We start from the raw sequence: 21,340 nt of genomic DNA, 5'->3' as shown, positions 1-21,340 counted from the left end.
ATATCCTAGGTTCATCCACCATGTATCTTAGGTGCGTTGGTAAAATATCTTAGGTTAGTGGCGCAAGTCACCTAAGATTGCTCATGGGGGTCTATCGCCCCATTGCCCATCTCATCGGACGGCATTTCCTTATGAGTGCCTTTCAGATGGAAATCAAGATCACCTTACGTAAGGTCTCTTTTATCGAATTTAGCACGTCCGCTTTCATTAATTTATGACAATTATTTTTCCTCTAGAGTAAATATACGAAATTTCATGCTAATTGCCAACCATCAATCAAAATCATTATACCATAATTGAGTTTATTACTTTTCCAGCGCTTCATATTTGGAGTTCATGTCAGCTGGGGCAAGCCTTCCACCTCGCCAGCGTGCCATACATGGTAATCCGCCATGGGAAGCCCGGGGACGGTCAATAGCTTGTAATCCGTCTCGTCCCTCCTCAAGATATGTTTACGGGCGTACAAACGGAGTGAGCGATCCGTAACGGACACCATCACGATCGGGAACGGATAAGCGAACAGGCGCAGCGGCGTAGTCTCGCTATCCGGAAACACACGACGCAACTGATAGGCAGAACGCTCGAACGACACCCAGTAAGATCCCGTACAATACAGGTGTATTGAGTTCAGGTTCGCACGCTCACGATCCATGATCTCTGTCAAATGGTCACGCAACAGGTTCATCAAACGGATGCCCGAAGGAAGGGAAGACATGTCTTGAATTATGATGTATGATGTATGAATTTTGAATTATTCCTTATTCATTATGTTTCAGCCAACCGTCGTAATCACGTAGACGACGTATCAACACAGACTTACTTTTCTTGGGAGAAGGCTCGTCCAGCCACGGGTCAACCACCTCGTGCGCCATGCGCTGGTAGAGGCTGCTGTCCGTACAGCCGTACAGCGTGACCAGCAACAAGGCACGGGATTGCCCCGCTTTTATCACCGGGAGCATGCTGCGCATCGTGGCGTGCAAACGATCGAACTCATCCGACTCGCCCAAAAGCAGATAGGCTGGAAGGAGCAAAGAGTAAAGCTTGCAACGGATCACGTCGGTCTCACCACGGAGAGAGGCGTAGCCACGCAGGACCTCACGGGCCAGACGGACATCCTCATCCACTACCACGCCGGAGGCATGGTAACGGCCCAAGGCATCGTGCAAGCCCTCCGACAGACGGTCGTTGTCCAAATGGGTATACACGTGCTTGCCCCCCGTGTTCAGCTCGATCAACTCATACTCCCCCGCTCTCACCTCGAACAAGGGGACCCACAGACAGTCGAGGATACGCACCATCACGTCCTTATGCCCACCGCCCGGCTGCACCACCACCTCCGCCTCCATGTCGGTAAAAGGGCCGGAGGTGATACGCACACGGTCGCCTTTCAACAAGCGGCCGCTATCTGGCACGTACACCGGAAGCTCGTTGGAGTAAGAAGCCGCGACCCAACGCAAGGTATCCATCTCACGATCCGAGAGGTACGGGAAATAAGACCGCCCGCCGGAGGAAACCCGGGGGAGGAAATTATACAGGGGAAGCGTACGCTTCAGGCGGAAGATCTCGTCCTCCGAGGCGTGGACGAACACGTAGTTGTACAGCAGGGGCCGTTTCGTGTTGACCATCTTGCCGCCCACCTTCCTCGCCTCGACATACGAGGGGGAGAAATACTCGAACAAGGCCTCCCCACGACGCTCACGGCGGGAAAGCTCAGCGTCCAGCCCCTTCGAGGGGCTGATCCTGTCACGCCCGCCACCGGCGGTAGGGAGCGTGAGCACGTACCAGCGGACGGCCTCCTGGTCACGTCGCTTCAGAACATGCGCCATGAACCTATCCGAGCACTTGCCTGTCAATATATCCATCTCTATGATTATCTTTTCTAGTGGTTATCCCGTGGCCCGAAAACAGACCCCACGGCAATTCAGAGCCCTACCAAGAATCATTTACATCATCTTGATAAACAGCGTTTTATATTTTTAAATATGGCATTACTGAAAATTACCATCTCTCGAAATCTTAGGCTACTTGGGGAGTAGCGTAAAAGGTGCGAGAACGGTTATCACCCGGTTGTAGAGACGGGGCGTGTCCCGTCTCCCACTGTCTGATAGTAGCTTTAAGTTACCATTTGGAGGGGATGAGACGGGGCACGCCCCGTCTCTACAGGAATGTATGTTCGATTTTTAGAAGGGACGTGATGATGTAGGAAATACGAGATCATTTCGTCTCTATTGCCATGTCTATACACTAGGAATAAGAACGAAGATTTAAGGAGAATCAAGGCCGGAGCACAAACTAAAACTAATGATTGCTTGTTATTTGCTATTTTTTGCTACATTTGCACCGTGAAATGAACGCTACTCCCCAAGTAGCCTCATCCCACCTCTGGCATATAATTATATACATTCTCAAAGCAAGACTTGTTTACCACCGTCATTTTCTCCAACGAGAAACTTCTCAGATAAATCTGGGTTGTCTTGATGGATTTATGGCCTAATAACTCGCTGATCATCTCTATGGGGACATTTTGTTCCTTCAATGCCATGGCAAAAGAATGACGGATCGTGTAAGAAGTCACATCCGAGACTATTCCGGCAACCTCTTTCAACGTCTTCAAGTTCCGGTTAAACCGGGACAAGGCCGCATTGTACTCGAGATATTCCTCATGGCCGTTCTTCGTCCCACTTAAAAAGGGAAATAAATAGCCGGAGCCTCCCGCCCTCTCACCTGCCAGTTCCTTATACATAGCTTCCGCCGTATCCAAGACCTCCAACCGCATAGAGGTCCCGGTCTTCTGGCGATTGTAATCCAATATGCCGTTCTTGATATTACCTCTATTCAAATGGGCGAAATCAACGAACGACATTCCCCCATATTGAAACATCAAACAAAGGGCCAACTGTGTCTTCCTTAACTTCTCTCCTTTTACAGGGACAGTCATCAGGCGATTCAAATCACCCAGAGGCAAGGATTTCTTGCGCTGGCTTTCCACACCCGTAAAAACCCCCTTGAATAAAGAGGGGATAAACGCCGCCTCGCCATTCTCCACCGCCTTGTTATAGATACAACGCAAACGGCGGATATACGTGGAGACCGTATTACGCATGCAGCCTTTCTCCAACAAATAAGCCTCGTACCGGCGAAGAGTATCCTTATTTATATATGTATATGGGATACGATCCGTCCCGCTATACCGTATAAAAGAGTTCATCGCATCCTGATAACTTTTCGCCGAGGAATACCGTCCTTCCTTTTGTAACAGACTTATATACTCTCGCATCCCTTCCACCAAATCTTTCTCATCCATATCTCTCTATTTTAAATTCCAACTGAAAACAAACACGCAAAGTTAGACATCTTGACGATTACTAACTCTCAAACAAGCATTTACAATTAAAACATCTTCATATATTTTTTTCACTGTAAAGAGTCATTTATTTCATAGTTATGACTTTTTATTTCATAGTTATGACTTTTTATTTCATAGTTATGACTTTTCCAAATCATAACTATGAAATTTTCAATACAAAAAAACATATAAAAACGTGGATCTAAATCTATCGTCCGGAAATGCCACAACTACGAATTTCTCACTTCAGACAGGATAGAAATTTCAAATTAAAAGTTAAAGCACAGATTGTCGAAAAAATAAAAATCCTAAAATATGAACGTTTTCAAACTTTTTAGAGGCTCTCTATGTTTATTATGAGATAAAAATAAAAACCTATGCGATTTAAACTAATAGGCCTCATCTGTCTTATAATGCAGTGTAATTTATCTTGCACTCAACACATTATAAACAAAGAAACCGTCCAGACTTTGGATTTACACCGCTATATGGGGAAATGGTTTGAAATAGCACGCTTTGATCATCGCTTTGAGCATAATCTCGTAGGGGCTACCGTGGAATACTCATTTCTCCCGAATGGAGATATAGAAGTTGTTAACAGCGGATATTGGGGTAATTTTTCCGGTTCCTTCAAACGAGCGAAAGGTATAGCCAAAATAACAGATCCTACGTGTCCTAGTAAATTAAAAGTGTGTTTCTTTATGCGGTTCTACGCCGAGTACAACATTATGGAAATTGACGAGGATAATTACTCATACGCTCTCGTAGGCAGTAATACCTCAGACTATTTATGGCTACTTAGTCGTACGCCTACACTCCCAGAAGAGGCTATTCTCTTTTTATTGACTAAGGCCAAAGAAAGAGGATATAACACATCAATGCTCAAATGGGTCAAACAAAAACATGAAAATCAAAAATAATTTCTTCAAATTTCGCTATAAGCATTGAAAATATTCAACTTATGGCTAATTTTGTTGTTATAATATAAAAAGCGTTGTTTTATGAAAAAAATATTACAAGAGTTTAAGCAGTTCGCCATGCGAGGTAACGTAGTGGACATGGCGGTAGGTATCATTATCGGTGGTGCCTTTGGAAAGATCGTATCTTCTATCGTAGCGGATCTGATCATGCCGGCGGTAGGTTTACTTGTAGGTGGCGTCAATTTCACGGATTTAAAAATCACCTTGAAGCATGCTGTAATGGAGGGAGACAAGGTGATCTCTCCGGCGGTCTCCATTAACTACGGAAATTTCATACAAGTGACACTGGATTTCATAATCATAGCTTTCGCCGTCTTTTTACTTGTCAAAGGTGTTAATGCTTTAAGCAAGAAGAAGGAAGAGGCCCCGAAAGCTCCGGCCGCTCCCCCTGCGGATATCCAATTACTTACCGAGATTAGGGATTTACTGAAAAATAACAAATAAACACCAACCTTATTGGTTGACTTGCTGTTTCATAACTACAAAAAATAATGTTTTAACTCATAAAAAGTAGTAGTTATGAAAAATGTATTATTCGGTTTAGCCGTAGGTGTAGTTGTTGGTTACGTACTTCGCAGGATGGAAGATCAAGGACAGTTCGAATGTCTGGAGAACGAACTCCACGGTCTTACAGATAAGGCGAAGAAAAAAGTAAAGGACGTGGTAGACACGGGTAAAAATCAAGTCGAATACGTCAAAGACAGAGTAGAACATATGGTTGAAAAACCTAAAAGTAATTAATCGACCTCCCTGTTATTAGGGCAAGAAAAAGAAGCTATCACAAAAAAAGTCAATGATAGCTTTTTTTTTTCATTTTAGATGTAACGTTTTTTCAACTCCATTCGTCTTATAAGAAAAGAGTATAAATTAATTACACTTCATATGAGAACAAGAATGATGGCCTTATTTGCGTTGATCGCTTTTTGCGTGATGCCTATCGAGGCGAAGAAAGTAAAAGGGAATGGGGATATTATCACGAAAGAAATCTCCGTCAGAGACTATTCAGCGATAAAAGTCGGCTCAACCGCCATGGGGTATAGCGACAGTTGGTTCAGCCTATTCAGCCGTGGGGGAAATCCGTCGTACGTTTTCGGATATACGCAAGGAGAATCAGCGTCCTTACGAATCACGATCGACGAGAACTTATATCCTTATATAAACGTTCAAGTAAAAAACGAAGAACTTTCAATCTCCACAGAGAATGGTACACAATTAAGCCCTACCCGATTTAAAATAGAGGGCACTTCCAAGAAGCTGGAAAAAATCCAGATGTCCGGTTGTATGGATTTTGTCCTGAGAAGCGCTTTATCCGGAGATGATCTGGAAATTATAGCGACAAGGGGTAGCGACGTGAAAATGGAGAAACCGGTCAACGTATCTAATTGCATAATTGAGGCGACCAGCGGTAGCGATATCATCATCAACGATCTTACTACCCGAATAATACGAGGCCGTGCCAGCGGAGGTAGCGATCTCAAGCTTACGGGAAAAGCGGAGAACGGCGAATATTCCGCCTCAGGTGGCTCGGATATCAAGGCTTATGATCTTATCTTAAACCAGTTGGAATGTTCCGCCAGTGGTGGCTCCGATATTTATACGCACGTAACCGATTATATCAAGGCTTCGGCAAGCGGAGGTAGTGATGTACATTACAAAGGTTCGGCAAGATCGGATACATCCACTTCCGGAGGAAGCGATATTATAAAAGAGGGTAATTAACACCCTCTTTTTTTACCCTCTTATACATTGAATTTTATAACAAAAGTACTTCCTTTTCCAACTGCGCTATCAACAGAAAGTGTTCCTCCATGAGCTTCCACGAAGTCTTTACTGATAGCCAACCCTAGGCCACTCCCTTGTACCTTCGTTCCCGGCACACGGAAATAGCGATCGAATATACTTTGATGATATCGGGGATCAATACCCTTACCGAAATCTTGCACATAGATCTCCACGCTATGATCTTGCTGGCGGGCACCGATTATGATACGGCCATTCTCCGGGGTATAATGAATTGCGTTCGACAATAGATTCGTCAAGACCCATGCGATTTTCTCGCTATCCACGAAAAGCTTGGAAATCTTCTCCGGGTATTCCACCTCTATATGGCAATTGAAGCGATCAGCTTGCACTTGGTTCGCCTTTATCGCATACTCGATCAATTCGATCGGTTTGGTTATTTTCGGATTCAATTGTAGCTTGCCAGCCTCCACCTGCGTCATTTTCAATAGCTCACTGGTTATTTCCAGTAATCGATTACTACTTTCCTTGATACTTTCCGCCAGTGCTTTTTGCTCGTCGTTCATGGCTCCCACACGGGCATCCTCCAACAATTTCAGGCTCATCATGATCGCCGATATCGGAGTTTTCAATTCATGGGAGATCGTCGAGATAAAAGTGGTCTTAGCGGAATCCAACTCCTTAAACTCCGTGATGTTCTTCAATAAGATCACGTCGCCCACATACACCTCCGCCTCGCCATTCTCCAACACACGGATCGGTATATATTGCACTTGAAAATAACTTTCCTTATTATCTGCGTAAATTTTAAGCGGCTCTTTTTTCTCGCTCGGCTGGATCAGTTCCCGAACTAACCTGCGAAGCAAATCGTTCCGTAAGGATAATTCCGAGGCAGACTTTCCGATCACGTTTTCCCGCTTGAGATTCAAGATCGTCAAAGCCTCGTTATTGGCGAAAAGAATCTTACGATCCCGATCCAAGCCTATGATTGGCTCCGTGATACTATTCACGATAGCCTCTATATATTTCTTTCCTTGGATAATATCCGCCAACGTACTTTTCCGGTATTCCGTAAGCCGTTCCGCCATCCGGTTAAAGGATTTCGCGACCCCCTCGAATTCATCATATTTAGCGAGATCCAAGCGTTTCTCGTAATTATGGTTAGCGATCTCCATGATACCGTCCATCAACATACGGATAGGGGTATTTATCGAACGGGGGAAACGTATTAAAAAAGCGAAAGCGACCACCATACAAGAGAGGCCAATCCCCCAAATCCAAAATAAAGCCTTTTGAGACGTAGACTCCGCCACTTGGCTTTTCCTGTAGATAGAAGCCATATTCAAACTCATGACTTGATTTAAGGCGAGACGTACACGACGGATATTCTCCTCATTACGCTCTTTCGCCAATTGCTCGTATTGAGCGACTAGATGTGAGGTGGCCACATTCTCATCGACCTCCGTGATATTCTTTTTCTGTAGCCCTAGGTTTTTCTCGAAATCTGCTTGAGCCGAAGGATCGCTATCAATTCGTTCCAGCGCATCCAGCATCCGGCGTGAATAGAGCAAAGAATTATAATTATCGGCCAATATGTTCCTTGTGTCGGCAGACATATCGGAGATGTTCTTTACCGATAGACCTCCCAGCAAAACGATCATGGCAAACAGCAGCCCGATTCCGTATCTTAGTTTTGTTTTAATCTTCAGACTCATAGGTGATGTATTTTAAGCGATTATTATTAAGTTTACGTTCAGCAAAGATAAAATATTTAGCAATGTCCGTTTCTCCTTGCATATCTTCAAAATGCTTTCGGGTATACATAAATGCAGAATATGAGACTAAAGCCCATACTCCTCAATCTTCCGATAAAGAGTAGTGAGGCCTATACCTAGAAGGCGGGAAGTTTCGGTTTTATTGCCTTTTGTGTATTTGAGCACTTTTTGGATATGCATTTTCTCTACGCCACTCAGGTCAAAACCGCTATAAGATTCCGTACTCGCCGCAGAGGAGGTTTGCATATTCAAAGGGAGGGCATCCAAGGTTAAGGTATCTCCATCGGCAATAATTAGGCTACGCTCAATTGCATTACGCAACTCACGTACGTTACCTTTCCAAGCTCGTTTTTTCAGGGCATCTATATATTCGGGCGAAATTGTTCGGATATTCTTTCCCATCTTGGAGGAAAAAGCGGAAACAAAGGCTTTTATATGGAGAGGGATATCCTCGACCCGTTCACGAAGCGCAGGAAGATGGATCTGGAAAACGGAAAGCCGATAAAATAGATCTTCCCGGAAATGTCCTAGCTCGATCTCTTTCTCTAAGTCACGATTGGTAGCGGCAATAATGCGTACATCCACTTTCGTAGGTTTCGTATCGCCGATCTTGATAAACTCCCCGGTCTCAAGGATACGGAGCAATTTCGCTTGCAAGTCGAAAGCCATTTCCCCGATCTCATCCAAGAAGATCGTACCTCCGGAAGCTTCCTCAAACAAGCCTTTTGTCTCTTTCAAAGCACCGGTAAAAGCCCCCGCTTTATGACCGAACATCTCGCTTTCCAATAAATCCCGACTAAAAGAGGAACAATTGATAGCGACAAAAGACTTCCCTTTCCGGGAACTATGTTGATGGATGGATTGAGCAAAGACCTCTTTTCCCGTACCGGTCTCACCAGTCAACAGAACCGGAACCTCCGTAGCCGAGACTTTCTGAGCCAACGCTATCGCCGCTTGGATAGCGGGTGATTTACCGACAATCGTATCAAACGAATATTGCCTCCCGACGGACGTAGCTTCCTTCTTTTGCTGTTGATAAGCGGCAGAAGCTCTCTCCATCGCTTTGGCTACCAGAGGAATGATCTTATTATTATCATCCCCTTTCGTGATATAATCGAAGGCTCCATTCTTGATTGCCTGTACGCCATCCGGAATATTACCATGCGCGGTAAGTAGGATGATCTCGGATAGAGGGCGAAGTTTCTTTAAGTCCGACACCAAATCCACACCATTACCATCCGGCAAGAACACATCGCACAATACCACCTCTGGCGAATGTTGCTCCATCTGCCTCAGCCCCGCCTTACAAGTAGCAGCCTGTAAGACCTCGTATCCCTCCAAACCGATAATGCGTGAAAGTAAACCTAAAATCTGCTTCTCGTCGTCGATAATTAAAACTTTGCCCATACACCGGAGTTATTTATTTGGGCACAAATGTACGCTTTTTACCTTTTTCCCAAAAGCATTAAAGCATACATGTTAACGCCGTCTTATTTAAAATCGTCACCTTTCTCCTTGTAATGCTGATAAATCCCTCATCCACCAATCTCCCGATTTCCTTCGATAAAGCCGGGCGGGTAACACCAAAATACTCCGCTAACTGCTCTTGGGTATGTTCTAGTTCCACGACATTCGAATCCTTTTGCTGATGTTCGAATAAGTAATAAATAAAGCGGTTCCGGATGCCACGAAACGAAAGCACCTTCAAACGAGTCATCGTACATTTATTACAGCTTGTACTGACACAAAGGAAATTATGCAGGAATAACGGCATAGAATGCATTAAGGTAAATACAGACTCCTTGGAACCCTTAAGCAATACCACATCCTCGTCGACGGTAAAAGTAGCGGGGAATTGGTTTTTCTCGGAAAAGATATGAGGCGTAGCGAACGTGCGTGGAGCCTGTATCGTCTCCACGCGCACGATGTTACCTGATACGTCCAAAACATCCACGTTCAATTTTCCCTTCAATAAGACATGAAGGGCGTTACAAGTCGTCCCTTGATGAATTATGGTTTTTCCTTTTGGATGCTCCTCTACTGTATATTCAAGTTTATCCAAAAACTCTTCCCGCATCTTAAGCGTAAAATTCTTAAAAAGCGGAATTTTAAACATATCGGTTATATCCATCGTATCTTGTTTTGAAAAAAGGTTTACTCCTGCAAATATACCCTTTTCCTTGAGAACTGTTACCATTTCGTCGTGAATATAGTCGGATTAATATTTATTGATAACCAACCCCAATCTTGCCAATGAGACGGATTTCCACCCTTCACGGCCTTCATGGTATTCGTACCCAACATCGTAGAATATCCCGCGGATAATTTCACGTCTTTCATGATTACCCAATCCACTTGGAAATCCAATTCCGAACCTAAACCTTTACTCAATTTATCATTACCTTCGTATACGTCGCCCGTGATGGAGAAATAATGATAGGCTAAAGACAGGTTTACCTTGGAAGAAGGTTTATAGGCGACATTTACCTGATTATCCCATAAGCCCGGATTCAATCCGTTGACAAAAGAGGAGGCGTAGAAATAATCCATGGCACCATAAAACTTATGATGGGTTCCGTACAGAGGATCAAACGCCTTATATTTCCCGTCGGCCCCATCCGAGCCACTCAGATAATCACTACCTACACCGATCTTCCATTGCGGATCGATTTGATAAGCGGCGTTTACCGCCCATAAAAAAGCGGAAACATCCCGTCCGCTTTTCGTCTTGCCGAATTGATAATAGAACATACCGCCTACCATCCAGTGGCTAGGCGTATAGATCAGGTTCGTTCCCAACGTTTGCAGGTATTTTGTATCCGAGTTTTGTTTCTCGGCATCACCGCCTTCCATCCCTAAGTTCATAAACAAGAAGGATGCGTTAAAACTCTTGTCGAAGAGATGCTTATACCAAAGGGTTTGCATTGTTTTATAGGGTTGCGCGCCCGGAGCGTAATACGTTCCTCCGATCGTTTTCTCATCATTCTGGTTGAACGCAAGAATTAAATGCAGTTGGTTATTCGTGTTCTCATAGCCCAGTTTCAAAGCGTCGTGATAACGACCGGCCACGTTCCAATCCAACGCACCCATGATACGCTCGTCATCGTATACCAACGACTGGCGACCTAACTTAGCGAAGAAACCCGATCCGAAATCCAGTTTCGCCCACGCCTCATTCAAGATAAAACGACCATTCTTATCGATTTGAGGATCCTGCCCCCATACGCCAACATGTTGCGCGGACAAACCGATAGACAAACGATCCCGCTCATACCCCAAAGAAAAGCGGGCACGGTTATTGATAAACCCGGTGGACTCGGCATCTTTAGGCCGGGGGAATAAGACCCCGTTCCGGTACTCGGCTCTCGGACGTATCTGCACTTTCATCGAAAACGTATTCTCTTTCGTATTTTGTGTTTCTTCCGCTTGCGCGAAAAGGGCCACAGAGAGCAAGCCCGCTACTAAAACAACTAGTTTTTTCATATACCTCTGATTTTAATTATTCCATATTATAAGTATGTACACTATATCCTCGTGCGGAGGGTAGATAATTCACGCCAATCCAACACACCTGTAGCAAAAGAAAAGAGAAAACCAAAAGCCCCAACGCCGCCGAATAACGCAAGTGATGACGAAGGCGATAATGGATATAAATCAAGTACCCCAACCAAGTGGCAGCCGCCCATGTCTCCTTCGGGTCCCAATTCCAATAATGCCCCCACGCCTCCTTGGCCCATAAAGCGCCGAACAGCATCCCAATCGTGAGGAAGGCCATACCGACATATACCAAGTTATCGCATAAACTCATCATCCCCTCGTCAATCCCCTTCTTCCTCGCACGGATCAGCAGGTAAATGGCGATAAGGGCAGCGGCGCCCAGCATGGCGTAAGAGAACATATAGACTATCACGTGCGGAGCGAACCACGGGCTTTGCAAAGCGGGCATCAAGGTCTTGTTATGTATCTCCGGCTTAAACAGATTGACACAGATAAAGACAAAGGCCAACAATGTACTAAAGGAAAGTATCCATTTATACCGCCAACGGACATAAGTGATCACGCCCGCCACCGGCAAGAAGAAAGAATACCATAAACGAGTCTCGCCCATCGTGCGCAAGGGCGGCCTCTCCAACGAGATCCACATCCCTACGATAAAAGCGGAAAATATAACCAAGCCAAACACGGTCCAAGCGACAGCCCCCTTGGAAAAAGAAGGACGATAAGCCAACCATGCCCCACCTATCCAGCAAAGTAACGCCGGAGCGGCGAAATAAATAAAGTAACTCCAATCCATACTATTCTTTTTTTACGGGAGCGGACAGGAATAATCCGATCGCCCCGGCTATCATCATTAAGATCCCTGTATAAACGATCGGCAACCATGGATCTCTTACCAACTCAAATACACTCATCCGGCTCCATTTACCTTTCGTCTCGTCGTAACTCAACTGGTAGATTTTCCATCCGGCGATAGAGAGCGGCTTATTCACCTCGATACACGCCTCCTTGGTCTGTTTATCTTTCGTATAGACCATAACGTCCGAGGCAAAGCGTCTCGGTTCCCGTTCCGGCATCACCATGCTAACCGCATCATCCAGCTGGAGCGATATATATGGGAAGATATAGCTGCCACAACTCACCCAGCCTTCCTTCTGCCGTCCGGTAAGTTCGTTACGTGCTTTTACGTATAAAGCGGTGGTCGCCCCCTCGGAGTGAAATTCCACGAAGTTTACCGTATCCTGCCCCATCACGCAAGCTGCCATCGGTAGTGAACGGGTAACCTCAACCTTCCAGCCTTGCAGGTTCCCGGCCAAGGGAGTTTCCTCTACCAATAGATTCTCGGGTTGTTTTTCGGGAAGCGCTTTTCCGGTCGTATTGTCGATCAGCATTAACTTAGGAGGATATTCATCGATCGTAAACGAACGAAGCTCGATGGCGAGCGGTAGCTCTATCATCTCATTCTTCTCGTCCGAAGCCCTCCACTCGGGATTCTCCAACGGAACCGTCATCCGTAAACGGCGTAAATCCCCGTTTCCCAAGATCGCCGCCAGCAGCGTGATAAATAAGCCGGCATGGTTCAGCATAAACGGAACATCCCGCCAGCGAAACGATACGATACGCTTCAATGTGACAAAGCCCAAGACAAACAAGAAATAGAGAAACAGCAGGACAAAAGGCCACGACATCGTAATCCGCTCGATACCCGGACCCACAAATCCCATAACCAACACAACTGACAAAAGAGCCGACAAAGAGGTAATGCTCGCCGTTAACCCGGAAAACCACTGGACAACCGTGATTTTCCGGCTAACAACAAACCCTATACATAGAACCAGCAGAAAAATCAATCCTCCGGCCACATTCACCGGATATTGGAACAACCCTGCCTGAACCGGGCCAGTGATCAGTTGCAAGCCAAATCCCGTAATCAGTAAACCGGCACAGATGGCCCAGCCTTCAGCAGATCCCCAAGGTTGTTTCCACATAATCAAATGTTCTTCGCTAAACGATTATTTTCTTGCGCCTCTTTCACCCATTGAGGAACGATCGTATTCAGGAATTTTTCCTTGGCGGTACGTTCAGCGGCCATATCCAAACCGATATATTGCTGAGCCTTTTCTTTCGTAGAGAAGTCCGGCATCGGAACATCATCCGTATAACCTAATTTCGCTAACACTTTCGCAGTAGCCAGACGAGCCTGCATCGCCTTATCCAATCCATTGCCTAATATCCTTTGAATCTCTTGCGGAGCGTGGAACGCACCACCATGAGAAGCCACGCCGAAATCCCAACGCCATTGTGCCTGACGGATCAGTTTCAATACATCTTTCATCTGATCCTCGGTAGCCCCCTTATCCCACGCGAACTTCGCCTCGATATGCGCTTTCGCCAACTCGGTCTCCAAACGGTAACGCATCTCGTTCGCCTTATTCTGACGCTCGTACACATTATTGCGTAAGGTCTCCTCGCTCTCACGGTGGCAAACCTGACACGTACGGTCGATCATAGCCAACGGGCTTTGGATATGGTGGTCACTATATTTCACGCCCCCCTCGCTCTTATACGGCATATGGCAATCGGCGCAAGATACACCCCGCTGCGCATGGATACCCATTTGGGAGATCTCATAATCCGGATGCTGTGCCTTTAAAATAGGAGCACGGCTTAGCTTATGCGTATAATCGGAGAAACCGGCCTCATCATAATAAGCCTCCATATCCTCAACCGTAGAACCTTTATCCCAAGGGAAAGTCAAGTATTTGCCATCGCCCTTGAAATAATATTCCACGTGGCATTGCGCGCAAACCAAGGAACGCATCTCTTGCTGGGTCGCTTTCGTGATGTCCTTGCCTTGACGCTGGAAAGCCTCGATCAAAGCCGGGCGACTGATATGCAGGTTCATATTCTCCGGCTCATGGCAATCGGCGCAACCGATCGGATTCATAATCTCTTTACCCAGAGAAGCCCATTTGCCCTTATAGAAATTATCCACGCCCATCGCTTGCATCATGCGGGGAACATCCGGGCTTTTGCAAGTCCAGCAAGTAGCCGGTTGCGGCCCCTCGTTCTCTGTCATCGGAGCGCCTACACGCAACGTGTTACGCATATCCTCGATCGCATGCATATGCCCTCTCGGGGTAGAATAATCCTTAGAGAAAGCGTAACCAGCCCAAAGGATCACCATTTCCGGACGAGCCTCCAGAACATCGACCGCCTGATTTCCATTGTATAAACTCTTGAAACTCGTATCCGCCGTAGCCTCCCAAGTCTGGTACTCACGTGGATAATTCGATTCGAACTTATCATTGCGAGCCTCGATTCCTGTGATCTCCGTCTTCTTATTATTCATTACGCTAGTGACCTCCGCATGTCTCTCGTTCACGGAAGCAGCGATCATACCCAAAACAAAAACAACGACCATGGTTCCTCCAAACAGCAACCAACCTTGCCATGATTTTAATTTCTTTTCCATAACTATACTGATTTATTATTATTTACTTAGCATATCTTTTAACCAGTCCGGCGATACGGACTTCGGATAAGGCACCAACGCATTCGGTGTAGAAGACAGGCTGTTCGTACCTCCGTGCGGCACCTCGCGATGGCAATCCCAGCAAGCTTTCCCTTCTCCCGCCATTGCCATCTCATGATCGATCCTTCCGGTATTCACGAATTCCGTATTCAATTGCGTATGGCAACGGATACAGTTATTCATGATTACCTCCGCGCTCTCGTCGATCGCCTGTATCACTTGCGGTTCCCCTCGCATCATGAATACCGAGGCGTGGCGCATTCCGTCCATACCTTTGAAGAACCACTTCTTCACGGCGTTCTCGTGCGGCACATGGCAGTCGTTGCAAGTGGCGTTACGGCTGTGCGAGCTATGATTCCATGTAGCATAATAAGGGCCCATAATGTGGCAATTCACGCAAGTAGCCGGGTCGTCGGACAAATAAGTCCACGCCCGGGAAGCATATAAGGTATAAGACCCCAGCCCGCAAAGGACACCTCCGGCTATGATAGCGGCTAGTTTCCAAGTTCTTGTCGGGAACAGCGTTTGTATTATTTCTCTTATTTTCATACCGCTGATTCTTTAATATTGGTTTATGAGACACAAATATCCTAAACTTGCGTGTAGGAAATTGTAATAAATATTACATTGCACGAAATTTTATGCGTAAAATGAAAAGATTGTTATTTATCTCGGTCTCCGCACTCCTTTTATGTTCTTCGTGCGTGAGTAAAAAGAAATACCTCCTTGCCGAGAACGGCCGGTTGGAGGCGATCGGACGTGGCGACGCCTTGAAGGAGGAATTGATTAAATGCAAGGACGATAACGATGCGCTCAACAACCGGATCGCCGCCTTGATAAGGGATACGACCACAATGGGGCGTGATATCCGTAATTACCAGACCATGTTGAATACCAATATGGGTGAGCAGGACAAGCTGAATGCCTTGTTACAGCAAAAGATGAGTGAGCTGGACGAGCGTGAGCGTACCATCAACGAGCTACAGGATATGATGAACGCACAGAACGAAAAGGTACAGAATTTGTTGAGTAGCGTGAAAGACGCTTTGCTGGGTTTCAACAGTGATGAGCTGACCGTAACCGAGAAGAATGGTAAAGTATATGTAGCCATGTCGGATAAGCTTCTGTTCCAATCGGGTAGCGCAAGGGTCGATAAACGAGGCAAGGAAGCGTTGGCTAAGTTGGCCGAAGTGTTGAATAAGCAAAACGATATAGACGTTTATATAGAGGGCCATACGGACAGCAAGCCGATCAATACCGCCCAATTCAAGGATAATTGGGATCTAAGCGTGATCCGTGCGACCTCCGTAGTACGGATCCTTACCAAGGATTACGGGGTGAATCCGTTACAGATACAGCCTTGTGGTCGTGGGGAGTTTATGCCGGTCGCTGATAACGAGACCGCCGATGGACGTAGCAAGAACCGCCGTACGGAGATCATCATGGCTCCGAAGTTGGATAAGTTGATGCAGATGTTGCAGTGATAATGATATTGTCAAGCTCCGGGTATTATCTACTGCCGAAGCTTGGCTAGAACGTTCACTCTTCCAAATGATAGACAACACACCGATACCTCAATTCCGATGGTTTACAAGGAATCCATACATCCATATCCTCTCCATTCGCGGAACGAATGATATGGAGGAGAGCCGTATCATACCTATCCGTCCTTTCCCCGACAGAGACCGATCCCCCTTGAGCGCACGACCGGATATGGAACTGAACATCCGCAAGATCATATACCTCAGATCTAAGATAAGGATAAAAACCTATTATTGAACTCAATGTATCCTCCCAAACCCAAATACTATTTCCATCATCCTGATACGTATATTCCGTCCTTACCACATAGGACTTATAGGTGTAAGAACCCGTATAACCAAACTCATCCCCTACGTTATAAGGCAAACGTCCTTCACTAGTAGCCAGCTCATGCGCAAGAGTGAACCCTACAATATCCAAGGTATCACCACTTACGATCTCTATCGTCGGTTCAGAATGCAAATCATCCTTACCAAGATCTTCCACCCGTGAGCAAGCCACATTAAGGCCCATCATAAAAGCTAAACATACAACGATTAAATGTCTCATATCATTCTATATTTTTTAATTGATCAAAGTTTACACGAAGATAACGCCATCGCAACTCCTCCGGCCGTACAGGAAGCCAGCGATCGATCTTCTCTCCATCTGAGTTCTTCTCTACATATATTAAATAGGTACATGCTATCACTTGCCTCTTATCATCTCGCATATGCTGTGAACTGATAACGAAGCCTTGCGAACTAAAATCCTTCAAAAAACCCGCTTTCTCTTCCGCATACGAGTTCTGCCCTATATCATAAATACTATCCTCTAAAGAAACCACCCTTGCCTCATACGAGAAATAGAGATAAGAGGCATTCATATCAAACTCTTGCGCAACATCCCCGGGCAATGTTCCCCATTTCGCGTCATACGCCTCACAAGCCGTGAAGCCCTTCACCAATATGGAATCCATCCCTAAGTCACCCCCCAGATGAATCGTATCCGGCCTTGAATATAAAGTCATCTGATTAGCGATTTTAACCTCATCATCCCCACAAGCAGCCAGAAATAGAGCTATAAATAGCCCACACAAAAACAAACCTTTATTCATATCCACTCTCTTTTATTTTATTTAAAATGAAAACGATATAGATAAACAGATATTGCTTGAGCGTAACATTTATCCCATGAAACCCAAGCCTTCATACACAAGCCATACTGGTTTATTATCCGGATTCCATAAGTAAAAAACAGCATTCCAAATTTACCGCTTGCATTTGATAGCGAAATACAAGATATACAAGAAAGCGATCAACGGGACGATGAAGCCCAGCGCCATATTCTCCTCGCCGATATATCCCATCAGCATCGGACTGAAAGCGCCGCCGGCGACTCCCATCACGATATAAGAAGAGGCTTTCTTGGTATAAACGCCCATACCTTCCAGCCCCAACGCGAAAATCGTAGGGAACATGATGGACATGAAGAAAAAGGATAAATAAAGAGCGTATAGCGAAAGCGTACCTACGGAAGCCACCACCAAAGCCATACAAACGGCACTCAACAAAGAATACCAAGTCAGCAAGCGGCCCGGAGCCAACCACTTCATCGTAAAACTACCGCTCAAACGCCCGATCATAAACAAGGCCATTCCACCGAATGCCAAAATACGAGACGCTCGCAAATTACTGATACCCGGGTCCATCTCCGTCACGTAATTAATAAAGAACCCGAAGATTCCCGTCTGCGCGGCGCAATAACAGAATTGGGCGACCACGGAACGTACAAACTGCCTACGTTTCCATAGGGAGGCAGCGGGTTTCTCCTCGACAATAGCGGTCACCTCCTCCTCTTCTTCCGGCTTAATCTCCGGCAACTTCGTGAAAAAGAAAAGCAACGCTACGAACAAGACGATACCACCTACCAAGATATAAGGTTTAGTCAACGCCATCGAATCTCCCTCCGGTGCCCCGAATATCAACAAACCACCTACCAATGGCCCCAATATCCAACCTAATCCATTAAAAGACTGGGATAAGTTCAGCCGTTGGGCGGCGGAAGCGGGCGGCCCCAATATCGTAGAATAAGGATTCGCCGCCGTCTCCAAGATACAAAGCCCGCAAGCGATCACAAACAAGGCGATCAAGAAAGGCGTAGCCGAATGCAAAAAAGCTGCCGGGATAAACCCGAAAGCTCCGATAGCGAACAATAGCAAACCCATGATAATCCCTTTCCTATATCCGTAACGTTTCATGAACGCTCCCGCCGGCAACGCCATCAAGAAATAAGCGATATACGTAGAGAATTGCACCAAGCCGCTCTCTGCTTTGGTCATCGTGAAGACTCCTTGGAAATGCTTGTTCAGCACATCCAAGAGTCCGTGGGCGAATCCCCAAAGCAAGAACAAACTCGTGATCAAGATAAATGGGACCAAATAAGATTTCCCTCCCGGGGCGGCCACCAGCGACTGTTTCTTTTGTTTTTCCATCCTTCCGTCTATTTACTCGCGCCCGGCAATTTAAACATACATTCCATTAACTGCCATTTCTCCGACGAGGAGCTTCCCGGAACGGCTTTCTGATACTTCGCCACGAAGTCCTCCCATTCCGCTTGCTTATCCATCGTCGCCAAACGGGCGAACGCCGCATCCCAATCAAAATCATCGGGCGTCTCCACGATCATGAACAACCGGGTTCCCAAACGGTAAATCTCCATATTCAAGATCCCTACCGCACGGATTCCTTCCGGTATCTCCGGCCAGATATGTTCCGGCGAATGCCAATAGCAATACTCTTTTATCAACTGCTCGTCCTCTTTCAGATCCAAGGTCTGACAATATCTTTTCATAACATTGTTTTTAAAATGAAGTCGCGAAGGTACAAAAGTATCCTTAATCCAGATAAACATCTTCGCCCGGATGCTTATAATAGGCGTACATCCGTTGGATCTGCTCCGGCAGCACACGCTCCAAGGACAACGGGGGCAACTCCTCCAATCGAAAGAAGCCTTTCCCCAAGATATCGAAGGTCTCGGTAAACGACCCGCCCTTCAACTCGCAAAGGATAAAAAACTTATATACATAATAAGGTATAGCGGGATGCGGATGCTTGCTCATATCCATCACGGCCAGCAAGCGGACCGGAAGCACATCCAAGCCCGTCTCCTCTTTCACCTCTTTCGCCGCTACCTCTTTCGGGGAATACCCCACATCGCTCCATCCGCCGGGCAACGACCAACATCCGTCCATTTTCTCACGGACCAGCAAAATCTCGTCTTTCTCGTTAAAGACAACCGCACGGATATCGACTTTCGGGGTTACATACTCTTGGGCCGGGCGGTAACCACTCGCCACATCATCGGGCTTCAATCCGGTAGCCAGAGCCGTTATCTCATCACTTAGGCGGCTCAACTCTTCATAACGTTCCGTATCGTACTCGCTTAATGAATAAACCAACCCCGTCTGAGACAAGGCCCGGATACGCTGGCCCAATAAAATCAATTCCTTACTTCTAGACATAATAGCTTTACTGTTTTAGATAACATGATCCCATATGATTCATGAATAGAACGTCTAAAGATAAAAGTTATTATCCAGTCCGTCATTCTATCGTGCCAAAATAACGTATATTATGCCAATATTACAGATTCCCGTTTCATTGTATCTTATTCCAGTTTCTAAAAGATATTATTCCCTGCACCCGCATCCCCCGAAACATAAGTTCCCCATGCGTGGGTTAAACCTTATTCAATCTCTTTCATCCGAGTTAACACACACATTATCAGATTGGCATGCCATTTGAAGTATCTATAGCGAATTCGAGATTAAAAAGGACGAGTTCAGAAATAAGAATAGTAAATAGAATGTTTAACTAATAATTGGAGGACTGTATTATGACACCGATGAGAAGAAGTCAAAATTGGTTACCGTATGTATTCAATGATTTATTTGACAACGACTGGATGATAAAAGCAAACTCTACAGCTCCAGCCATCAACGTGATAGAATCCGATAAGGATTATCGAGTTGAGGTAGCCGCTCCCGGTATGACGAAGAACGATTTCAACATCAAGATCGATGAGAACAACAACTTGGTCGTATCTATGGAGAAAAAAGAAGAAAAGAATGAGGATAAGAAAGACGGACGCTATCTGAGACGCGAATTCTCTTATAGCAAGTTCCAACAAACCATGGTTTTGCCTGACAATGTAGAGAAAGACAAGATTGAGGCGAAGGTTGAGAACGGCGTCTTGAGTATCAGCATACCGAAAAGAACTGAGGAAGAGGCTAAAATGGCCGAGAAAGTAATCGAGATCAAATAACCTCGATACACTTTCCTTCGTAAAAACTCAACAAAACCGATAATGGCTTGTTCTATTTATAAACAACATAAAATAGAATAAGCCATTATGATTTTAAGCAGAAAATTATCAGATGCTCTAAACGAGCAAATCAACATGGAGATGTGGTCATCCAACCTATATTTATCCATGTCGGTACATTTCACTCAGATAGGACTGGATGGTTTTGCGCATTGGACGTTAAAACAATCGCAAGAAGAACTTGAGCACGCCTATAAAATGATCGATTACTCAATCAAGCGTGGCGGACAAGTGACGATCGGAGTAGTTAATTCCGTTCCTACAGCATGGGGAGAGCCGTTGGAGATTTTCCAGCATATCTACGAGCATGAGGTGCATGTATCCGGATCAATCGACAAGATTGTCGATATCGCTTCCGAAGAGAAAGACAAGGCGACACAAGATTTCCTATGGGGCTTCGTTCGGGAACAGGTAGAGGAAGAGGCTACAGCGAAAAATATTGTCGAGAAACTTAAATTATACGGAGAACATCATGCCGTATTAATGGATCATCGATTAGGAAAAAGATAAACGAATACCTGCTTGTCATGCCTATAAATGGGCCTAAAAAGCCATGTCG

Annotated in this window: 23 protein-coding genes; 7 read left to right on the top strand and 16 right to left on the bottom strand. The window is 45.6% G+C overall.

The genetic code is table 11. The features are described from left to right. Positions 1-334: 334 nt before the first annotated feature. From HMPREF0999_RS20755 to HMPREF0999_RS20745, 3 genes are all read right to left on the bottom strand, one after another. Entirely contained in the window at positions 335-715 is a 381-nt protein-coding gene (locus tag HMPREF0999_RS20755; protein ID WP_005855337.1) for a hypothetical protein, read from the bottom strand. A gap of 43 nt (positions 716-758) precedes the next feature. Beyond that, complete coding sequence (locus HMPREF0999_RS20750; RefSeq protein WP_009276825.1) at positions 759-1,862, bottom strand: transcription termination/antitermination protein NusG; 1,104 nt, start codon at positions 1,860-1,862, stop codon at positions 759-761. A 509-nt stretch (positions 1,863-2,371) separates the two neighbouring features. Continuing rightward, positions 2,372-3,304: a tyrosine-type recombinase/integrase gene (locus HMPREF0999_RS20745; RefSeq protein WP_009276824.1), complete on the bottom strand. Its 933-nt coding sequence runs from the start codon at positions 3,302-3,304 to the stop codon at positions 2,372-2,374. Between the two features lie 419 nt (positions 3,305-3,723). On the opposite strand from HMPREF0999_RS20745, the gene HMPREF0999_RS20740 reads away from it, so the two are divergent. The 4 genes from HMPREF0999_RS20740 to HMPREF0999_RS20725 all read left to right on the top strand — a co-directional run bounded on the left by HMPREF0999_RS20740 (position 3,724) and on the right by HMPREF0999_RS20725 (position 6,045). Further along, positions 3,724-4,266, top strand: coding sequence for a lipocalin family protein (locus HMPREF0999_RS20740; protein ID WP_005855331.1), 543 nt, complete (start codon positions 3,724-3,726; stop codon positions 4,264-4,266). 81 nt (positions 4,267-4,347) lie between these two features. Then, on the top strand, positions 4,348-4,770 hold the full coding sequence (gene mscL, locus HMPREF0999_RS20735) for a large-conductance mechanosensitive channel protein MscL (RefSeq protein WP_005865683.1): 423 nt from the start codon (positions 4,348-4,350) through the stop codon (positions 4,768-4,770). A gap of 75 nt (positions 4,771-4,845) precedes the next feature. Continuing rightward, positions 4,846-5,067: a hypothetical protein gene (locus HMPREF0999_RS20730; RefSeq protein WP_005855327.1), complete on the top strand. Its 222-nt coding sequence runs from the start codon at positions 4,846-4,848 to the stop codon at positions 5,065-5,067. A 141-nt stretch (positions 5,068-5,208) separates the two neighbouring features. After that, on the top strand, positions 5,209-6,045 hold the full coding sequence (locus tag HMPREF0999_RS20725; RefSeq protein ID WP_009276823.1) for a head GIN domain-containing protein: 837 nt from the start codon (positions 5,209-5,211) through the stop codon (positions 6,043-6,045). A 20-nt stretch (positions 6,046-6,065) separates the two neighbouring features. On the opposite strand, the gene HMPREF0999_RS20720 is transcribed toward HMPREF0999_RS20725, so the two are convergent. The 8 genes from HMPREF0999_RS20720 to nrfH form a co-directional block, all read right to left on the bottom strand. Further along, positions 6,066-7,781, bottom strand: coding sequence for an ATP-binding protein (locus HMPREF0999_RS20720; RefSeq protein ID WP_005855323.1), 1,716 nt, complete (start codon positions 7,779-7,781; stop codon positions 6,066-6,068). A 126-nt stretch (positions 7,782-7,907) separates the two neighbouring features. Then, on the bottom strand, positions 7,908-9,248 hold the full coding sequence (locus tag HMPREF0999_RS20715) for a sigma-54-dependent transcriptional regulator (RefSeq protein ID WP_005855322.1): 1,341 nt from the start codon (positions 9,246-9,248) through the stop codon (positions 7,908-7,910). 58 nt (positions 9,249-9,306) lie between these two features. Beyond that, on the bottom strand, positions 9,307-9,972 hold the full coding sequence (locus HMPREF0999_RS20710) for a Crp/Fnr family transcriptional regulator (protein WP_005855320.1): 666 nt from the start codon (positions 9,970-9,972) through the stop codon (positions 9,307-9,309). Between the two features lie 59 nt (positions 9,973-10,031). After that, a complete protein-coding gene (locus HMPREF0999_RS20705) occupies positions 10,032-11,324 on the bottom strand; it encodes an alginate export family protein (RefSeq protein WP_009276822.1) in 1,293 nt (430 codons plus the stop codon). Positions 11,325-11,340: 16 nt separating this feature from the next. Next, on the bottom strand, positions 11,341-12,135 hold the full coding sequence (gene ccsA / locus HMPREF0999_RS20700; protein ID WP_005855316.1) for a cytochrome c biogenesis protein CcsA: 795 nt from the start codon (positions 12,133-12,135) through the stop codon (positions 11,341-11,343). Position 12,136: 1 nt separating this feature from the next. Beyond that, on the bottom strand, positions 12,137-13,327 hold the full coding sequence (locus HMPREF0999_RS20695; RefSeq protein ID WP_005855314.1) for a cytochrome c biogenesis protein ResB: 1,191 nt from the start codon (positions 13,325-13,327) through the stop codon (positions 12,137-12,139). A gap of 2 nt (positions 13,328-13,329) precedes the next feature. Then, positions 13,330-14,814: an ammonia-forming cytochrome c nitrite reductase gene (gene nrfA, locus HMPREF0999_RS20690; protein WP_009276821.1), complete on the bottom strand. Its 1,485-nt coding sequence runs from the start codon at positions 14,812-14,814 to the stop codon at positions 13,330-13,332. Positions 14,815-14,832: 18 nt separating this feature from the next. After that, complete coding sequence (gene nrfH, locus HMPREF0999_RS20685; RefSeq protein ID WP_008781009.1) at positions 14,833-15,423, bottom strand: cytochrome c nitrite reductase small subunit; 591 nt, start codon at positions 15,421-15,423, stop codon at positions 14,833-14,835. 101 nt (positions 15,424-15,524) lie between these two features. Here nrfH and HMPREF0999_RS20680 point away from each other — a divergent pair, with 101 nt between their 5' ends. After that, positions 15,525-16,358, top strand: a complete 834-nt coding sequence (locus tag HMPREF0999_RS20680; protein WP_009276820.1) for an OmpA family protein — start codon at positions 15,525-15,527, stop codon at positions 16,356-16,358. A 55-nt stretch (positions 16,359-16,413) separates the two neighbouring features. Here the strand turns inward: HMPREF0999_RS20680 and HMPREF0999_RS20675 are convergent, their stop codons facing one another. The 5 genes from HMPREF0999_RS20675 to HMPREF0999_RS20655 all read right to left on the bottom strand — a co-directional run bounded on the left by HMPREF0999_RS20675 (position 16,414) and on the right by HMPREF0999_RS20655 (position 19,918). Next, positions 16,414-16,965, bottom strand: a complete 552-nt coding sequence (locus HMPREF0999_RS20675; protein ID WP_005855303.1) for a hypothetical protein — start codon at positions 16,963-16,965, stop codon at positions 16,414-16,416. 1 nt (position 16,966) lies between these two features. After that, entirely contained in the window at positions 16,967-17,512 is a 546-nt protein-coding gene (locus HMPREF0999_RS20670) for a hypothetical protein (protein WP_005855300.1), read from the bottom strand. Positions 17,513-17,665: 153 nt separating this feature from the next. Further along, positions 17,666-18,889, bottom strand: coding sequence for a sugar MFS transporter (locus tag HMPREF0999_RS20665; protein ID WP_008774430.1), 1,224 nt, complete (start codon positions 18,887-18,889; stop codon positions 17,666-17,668). An 8-nt stretch (positions 18,890-18,897) separates the two neighbouring features. Further along, a complete protein-coding gene (locus HMPREF0999_RS20660; protein WP_009276819.1) occupies positions 18,898-19,248 on the bottom strand; it encodes an L-rhamnose mutarotase in 351 nt (116 codons plus the stop codon). A 43-nt stretch (positions 19,249-19,291) separates the two neighbouring features. Further along, entirely contained in the window at positions 19,292-19,918 is a 627-nt protein-coding gene (locus HMPREF0999_RS20655) for an NUDIX hydrolase N-terminal domain-containing protein (protein WP_009276818.1), read from the bottom strand. 374 nt (positions 19,919-20,292) lie between these two features. On the opposite strand from HMPREF0999_RS20655, the gene HMPREF0999_RS20650 reads away from it, so the two are divergent. Together HMPREF0999_RS20650 and HMPREF0999_RS20645 are read left to right on the top strand one after the other, a co-directional pair. Further along, positions 20,293-20,721 carry an Hsp20/alpha crystallin family protein gene (locus HMPREF0999_RS20650; RefSeq protein WP_005855288.1) on the top strand — a complete coding sequence of 143 codons (429 nt, stop codon included), beginning with the start codon at positions 20,293-20,295 and terminating at the stop codon, positions 20,719-20,721. 87 nt (positions 20,722-20,808) lie between these two features. Continuing rightward, positions 20,809-21,291, top strand: a complete 483-nt coding sequence (locus tag HMPREF0999_RS20645; protein WP_005865648.1) for a ferritin — start codon at positions 20,809-20,811, stop codon at positions 21,289-21,291. Positions 21,292-21,340: the final 49 nt, after the last annotated feature.

The sequence above is a fragment of the Parabacteroides sp. D25 genome, assembly GCF_000307475.1.
Classification (GTDB): Bacteria; Bacteroidota; Bacteroidia; order Bacteroidales; family Tannerellaceae; genus Parabacteroides; species Parabacteroides distasonis.
Note: the sequence above shows the minus strand (reverse complement) of the source record. Positions and strands in the feature narration are given on the sequence as shown.

Bases quoted from the DNA above. Each gene is read 5' to 3' on its own strand.
- HMPREF0999_RS20745 (WP_009276824.1), bottom strand. From the start codon at position 3,304: ATGGATGAGAAAGATTTGGTGGAAGGGATGCGAGAGTATATAAGTCTG.
- HMPREF0999_RS20695 (WP_005855314.1), bottom strand. From the start codon at position 13,327: ATGTGGAAACAACCTTGGGGATCTGCTGAAGGCTGGGCCATCTGTGCC.
- HMPREF0999_RS20720 (WP_005855323.1), bottom strand. From the start codon at position 7,781: ATGAGTCTGAAGATTAAAACAAAACTAAGATACGGAATCGGGCTGCTG.
- HMPREF0999_RS20675 (WP_005855303.1), bottom strand. From the start codon at position 16,965: ATGAGACATTTAATCGTTGTATGTTTAGCTTTTATGATGGGCCTTAAT.
- HMPREF0999_RS20645 (WP_005865648.1), top strand. From the start codon at position 20,809: ATGATTTTAAGCAGAAAATTATCAGATGCTCTAAACGAGCAAATCAAC.
- HMPREF0999_RS20650 (WP_005855288.1), top strand. From the start codon at position 20,293: ATGACACCGATGAGAAGAAGTCAAAATTGGTTACCGTATGTATTCAAT.
- HMPREF0999_RS20680 (WP_009276820.1), top strand. From the start codon at position 15,525: ATGAAAAGATTGTTATTTATCTCGGTCTCCGCACTCCTTTTATGTTCT.
- mscL (WP_005865683.1), top strand. From the start codon at position 4,348: ATGAAAAAAATATTACAAGAGTTTAAGCAGTTCGCCATGCGAGGTAAC.
- HMPREF0999_RS20715 (WP_005855322.1), bottom strand. From the start codon at position 9,248: ATGGGCAAAGTTTTAATTATCGACGACGAGAAGCAGATTTTAGGTTTA.
- HMPREF0999_RS20670 (WP_005855300.1), bottom strand. From the start codon at position 17,512: ATGAATAAAGGTTTGTTTTTGTGTGGGCTATTTATAGCTCTATTTCTG.
- ccsA (WP_005855316.1), bottom strand. From the start codon at position 12,135: ATGGATTGGAGTTACTTTATTTATTTCGCCGCTCCGGCGTTACTTTGC.
- HMPREF0999_RS20655 (WP_009276818.1), bottom strand. From the start codon at position 19,918: ATGTCTAGAAGTAAGGAATTGATTTTATTGGGCCAGCGTATCCGGGCC.
- HMPREF0999_RS20750 (WP_009276825.1), bottom strand. From the start codon at position 1,862: ATGGATATATTGACAGGCAAGTGCTCGGATAGGTTCATGGCGCATGTT.
- HMPREF0999_RS20665 (WP_008774430.1), bottom strand. From the start codon at position 18,889: ATGGAAAAACAAAAGAAACAGTCGCTGGTGGCCGCCCCGGGAGGGAAA.
- HMPREF0999_RS20730 (WP_005855327.1), top strand. From the start codon at position 4,846: ATGAAAAATGTATTATTCGGTTTAGCCGTAGGTGTAGTTGTTGGTTAC.
- HMPREF0999_RS20725 (WP_009276823.1), top strand. From the start codon at position 5,209: ATGAGAACAAGAATGATGGCCTTATTTGCGTTGATCGCTTTTTGCGTG.
- HMPREF0999_RS20740 (WP_005855331.1), top strand. From the start codon at position 3,724: ATGCGATTTAAACTAATAGGCCTCATCTGTCTTATAATGCAGTGTAAT.
- nrfA (WP_009276821.1), bottom strand. From the start codon at position 14,814: ATGGAAAAGAAATTAAAATCATGGCAAGGTTGGTTGCTGTTTGGAGGA.
- nrfH (WP_008781009.1), bottom strand. From the start codon at position 15,423: ATGAAAATAAGAGAAATAATACAAACGCTGTTCCCGACAAGAACTTGG.
- HMPREF0999_RS20710 (WP_005855320.1), bottom strand. From the start codon at position 9,972: ATGGATATAACCGATATGTTTAAAATTCCGCTTTTTAAGAATTTTACG.
- HMPREF0999_RS20705 (WP_009276822.1), bottom strand. From the start codon at position 11,324: ATGAAAAAACTAGTTGTTTTAGTAGCGGGCTTGCTCTCTGTGGCCCTT.
- HMPREF0999_RS20660 (WP_009276819.1), bottom strand. From the start codon at position 19,248: ATGAAAAGATATTGTCAGACCTTGGATCTGAAAGAGGACGAGCAGTTG.
- HMPREF0999_RS20755 (WP_005855337.1), bottom strand. From the start codon at position 715: ATGTCTTCCCTTCCTTCGGGCATCCGTTTGATGAACCTGTTGCGTGAC.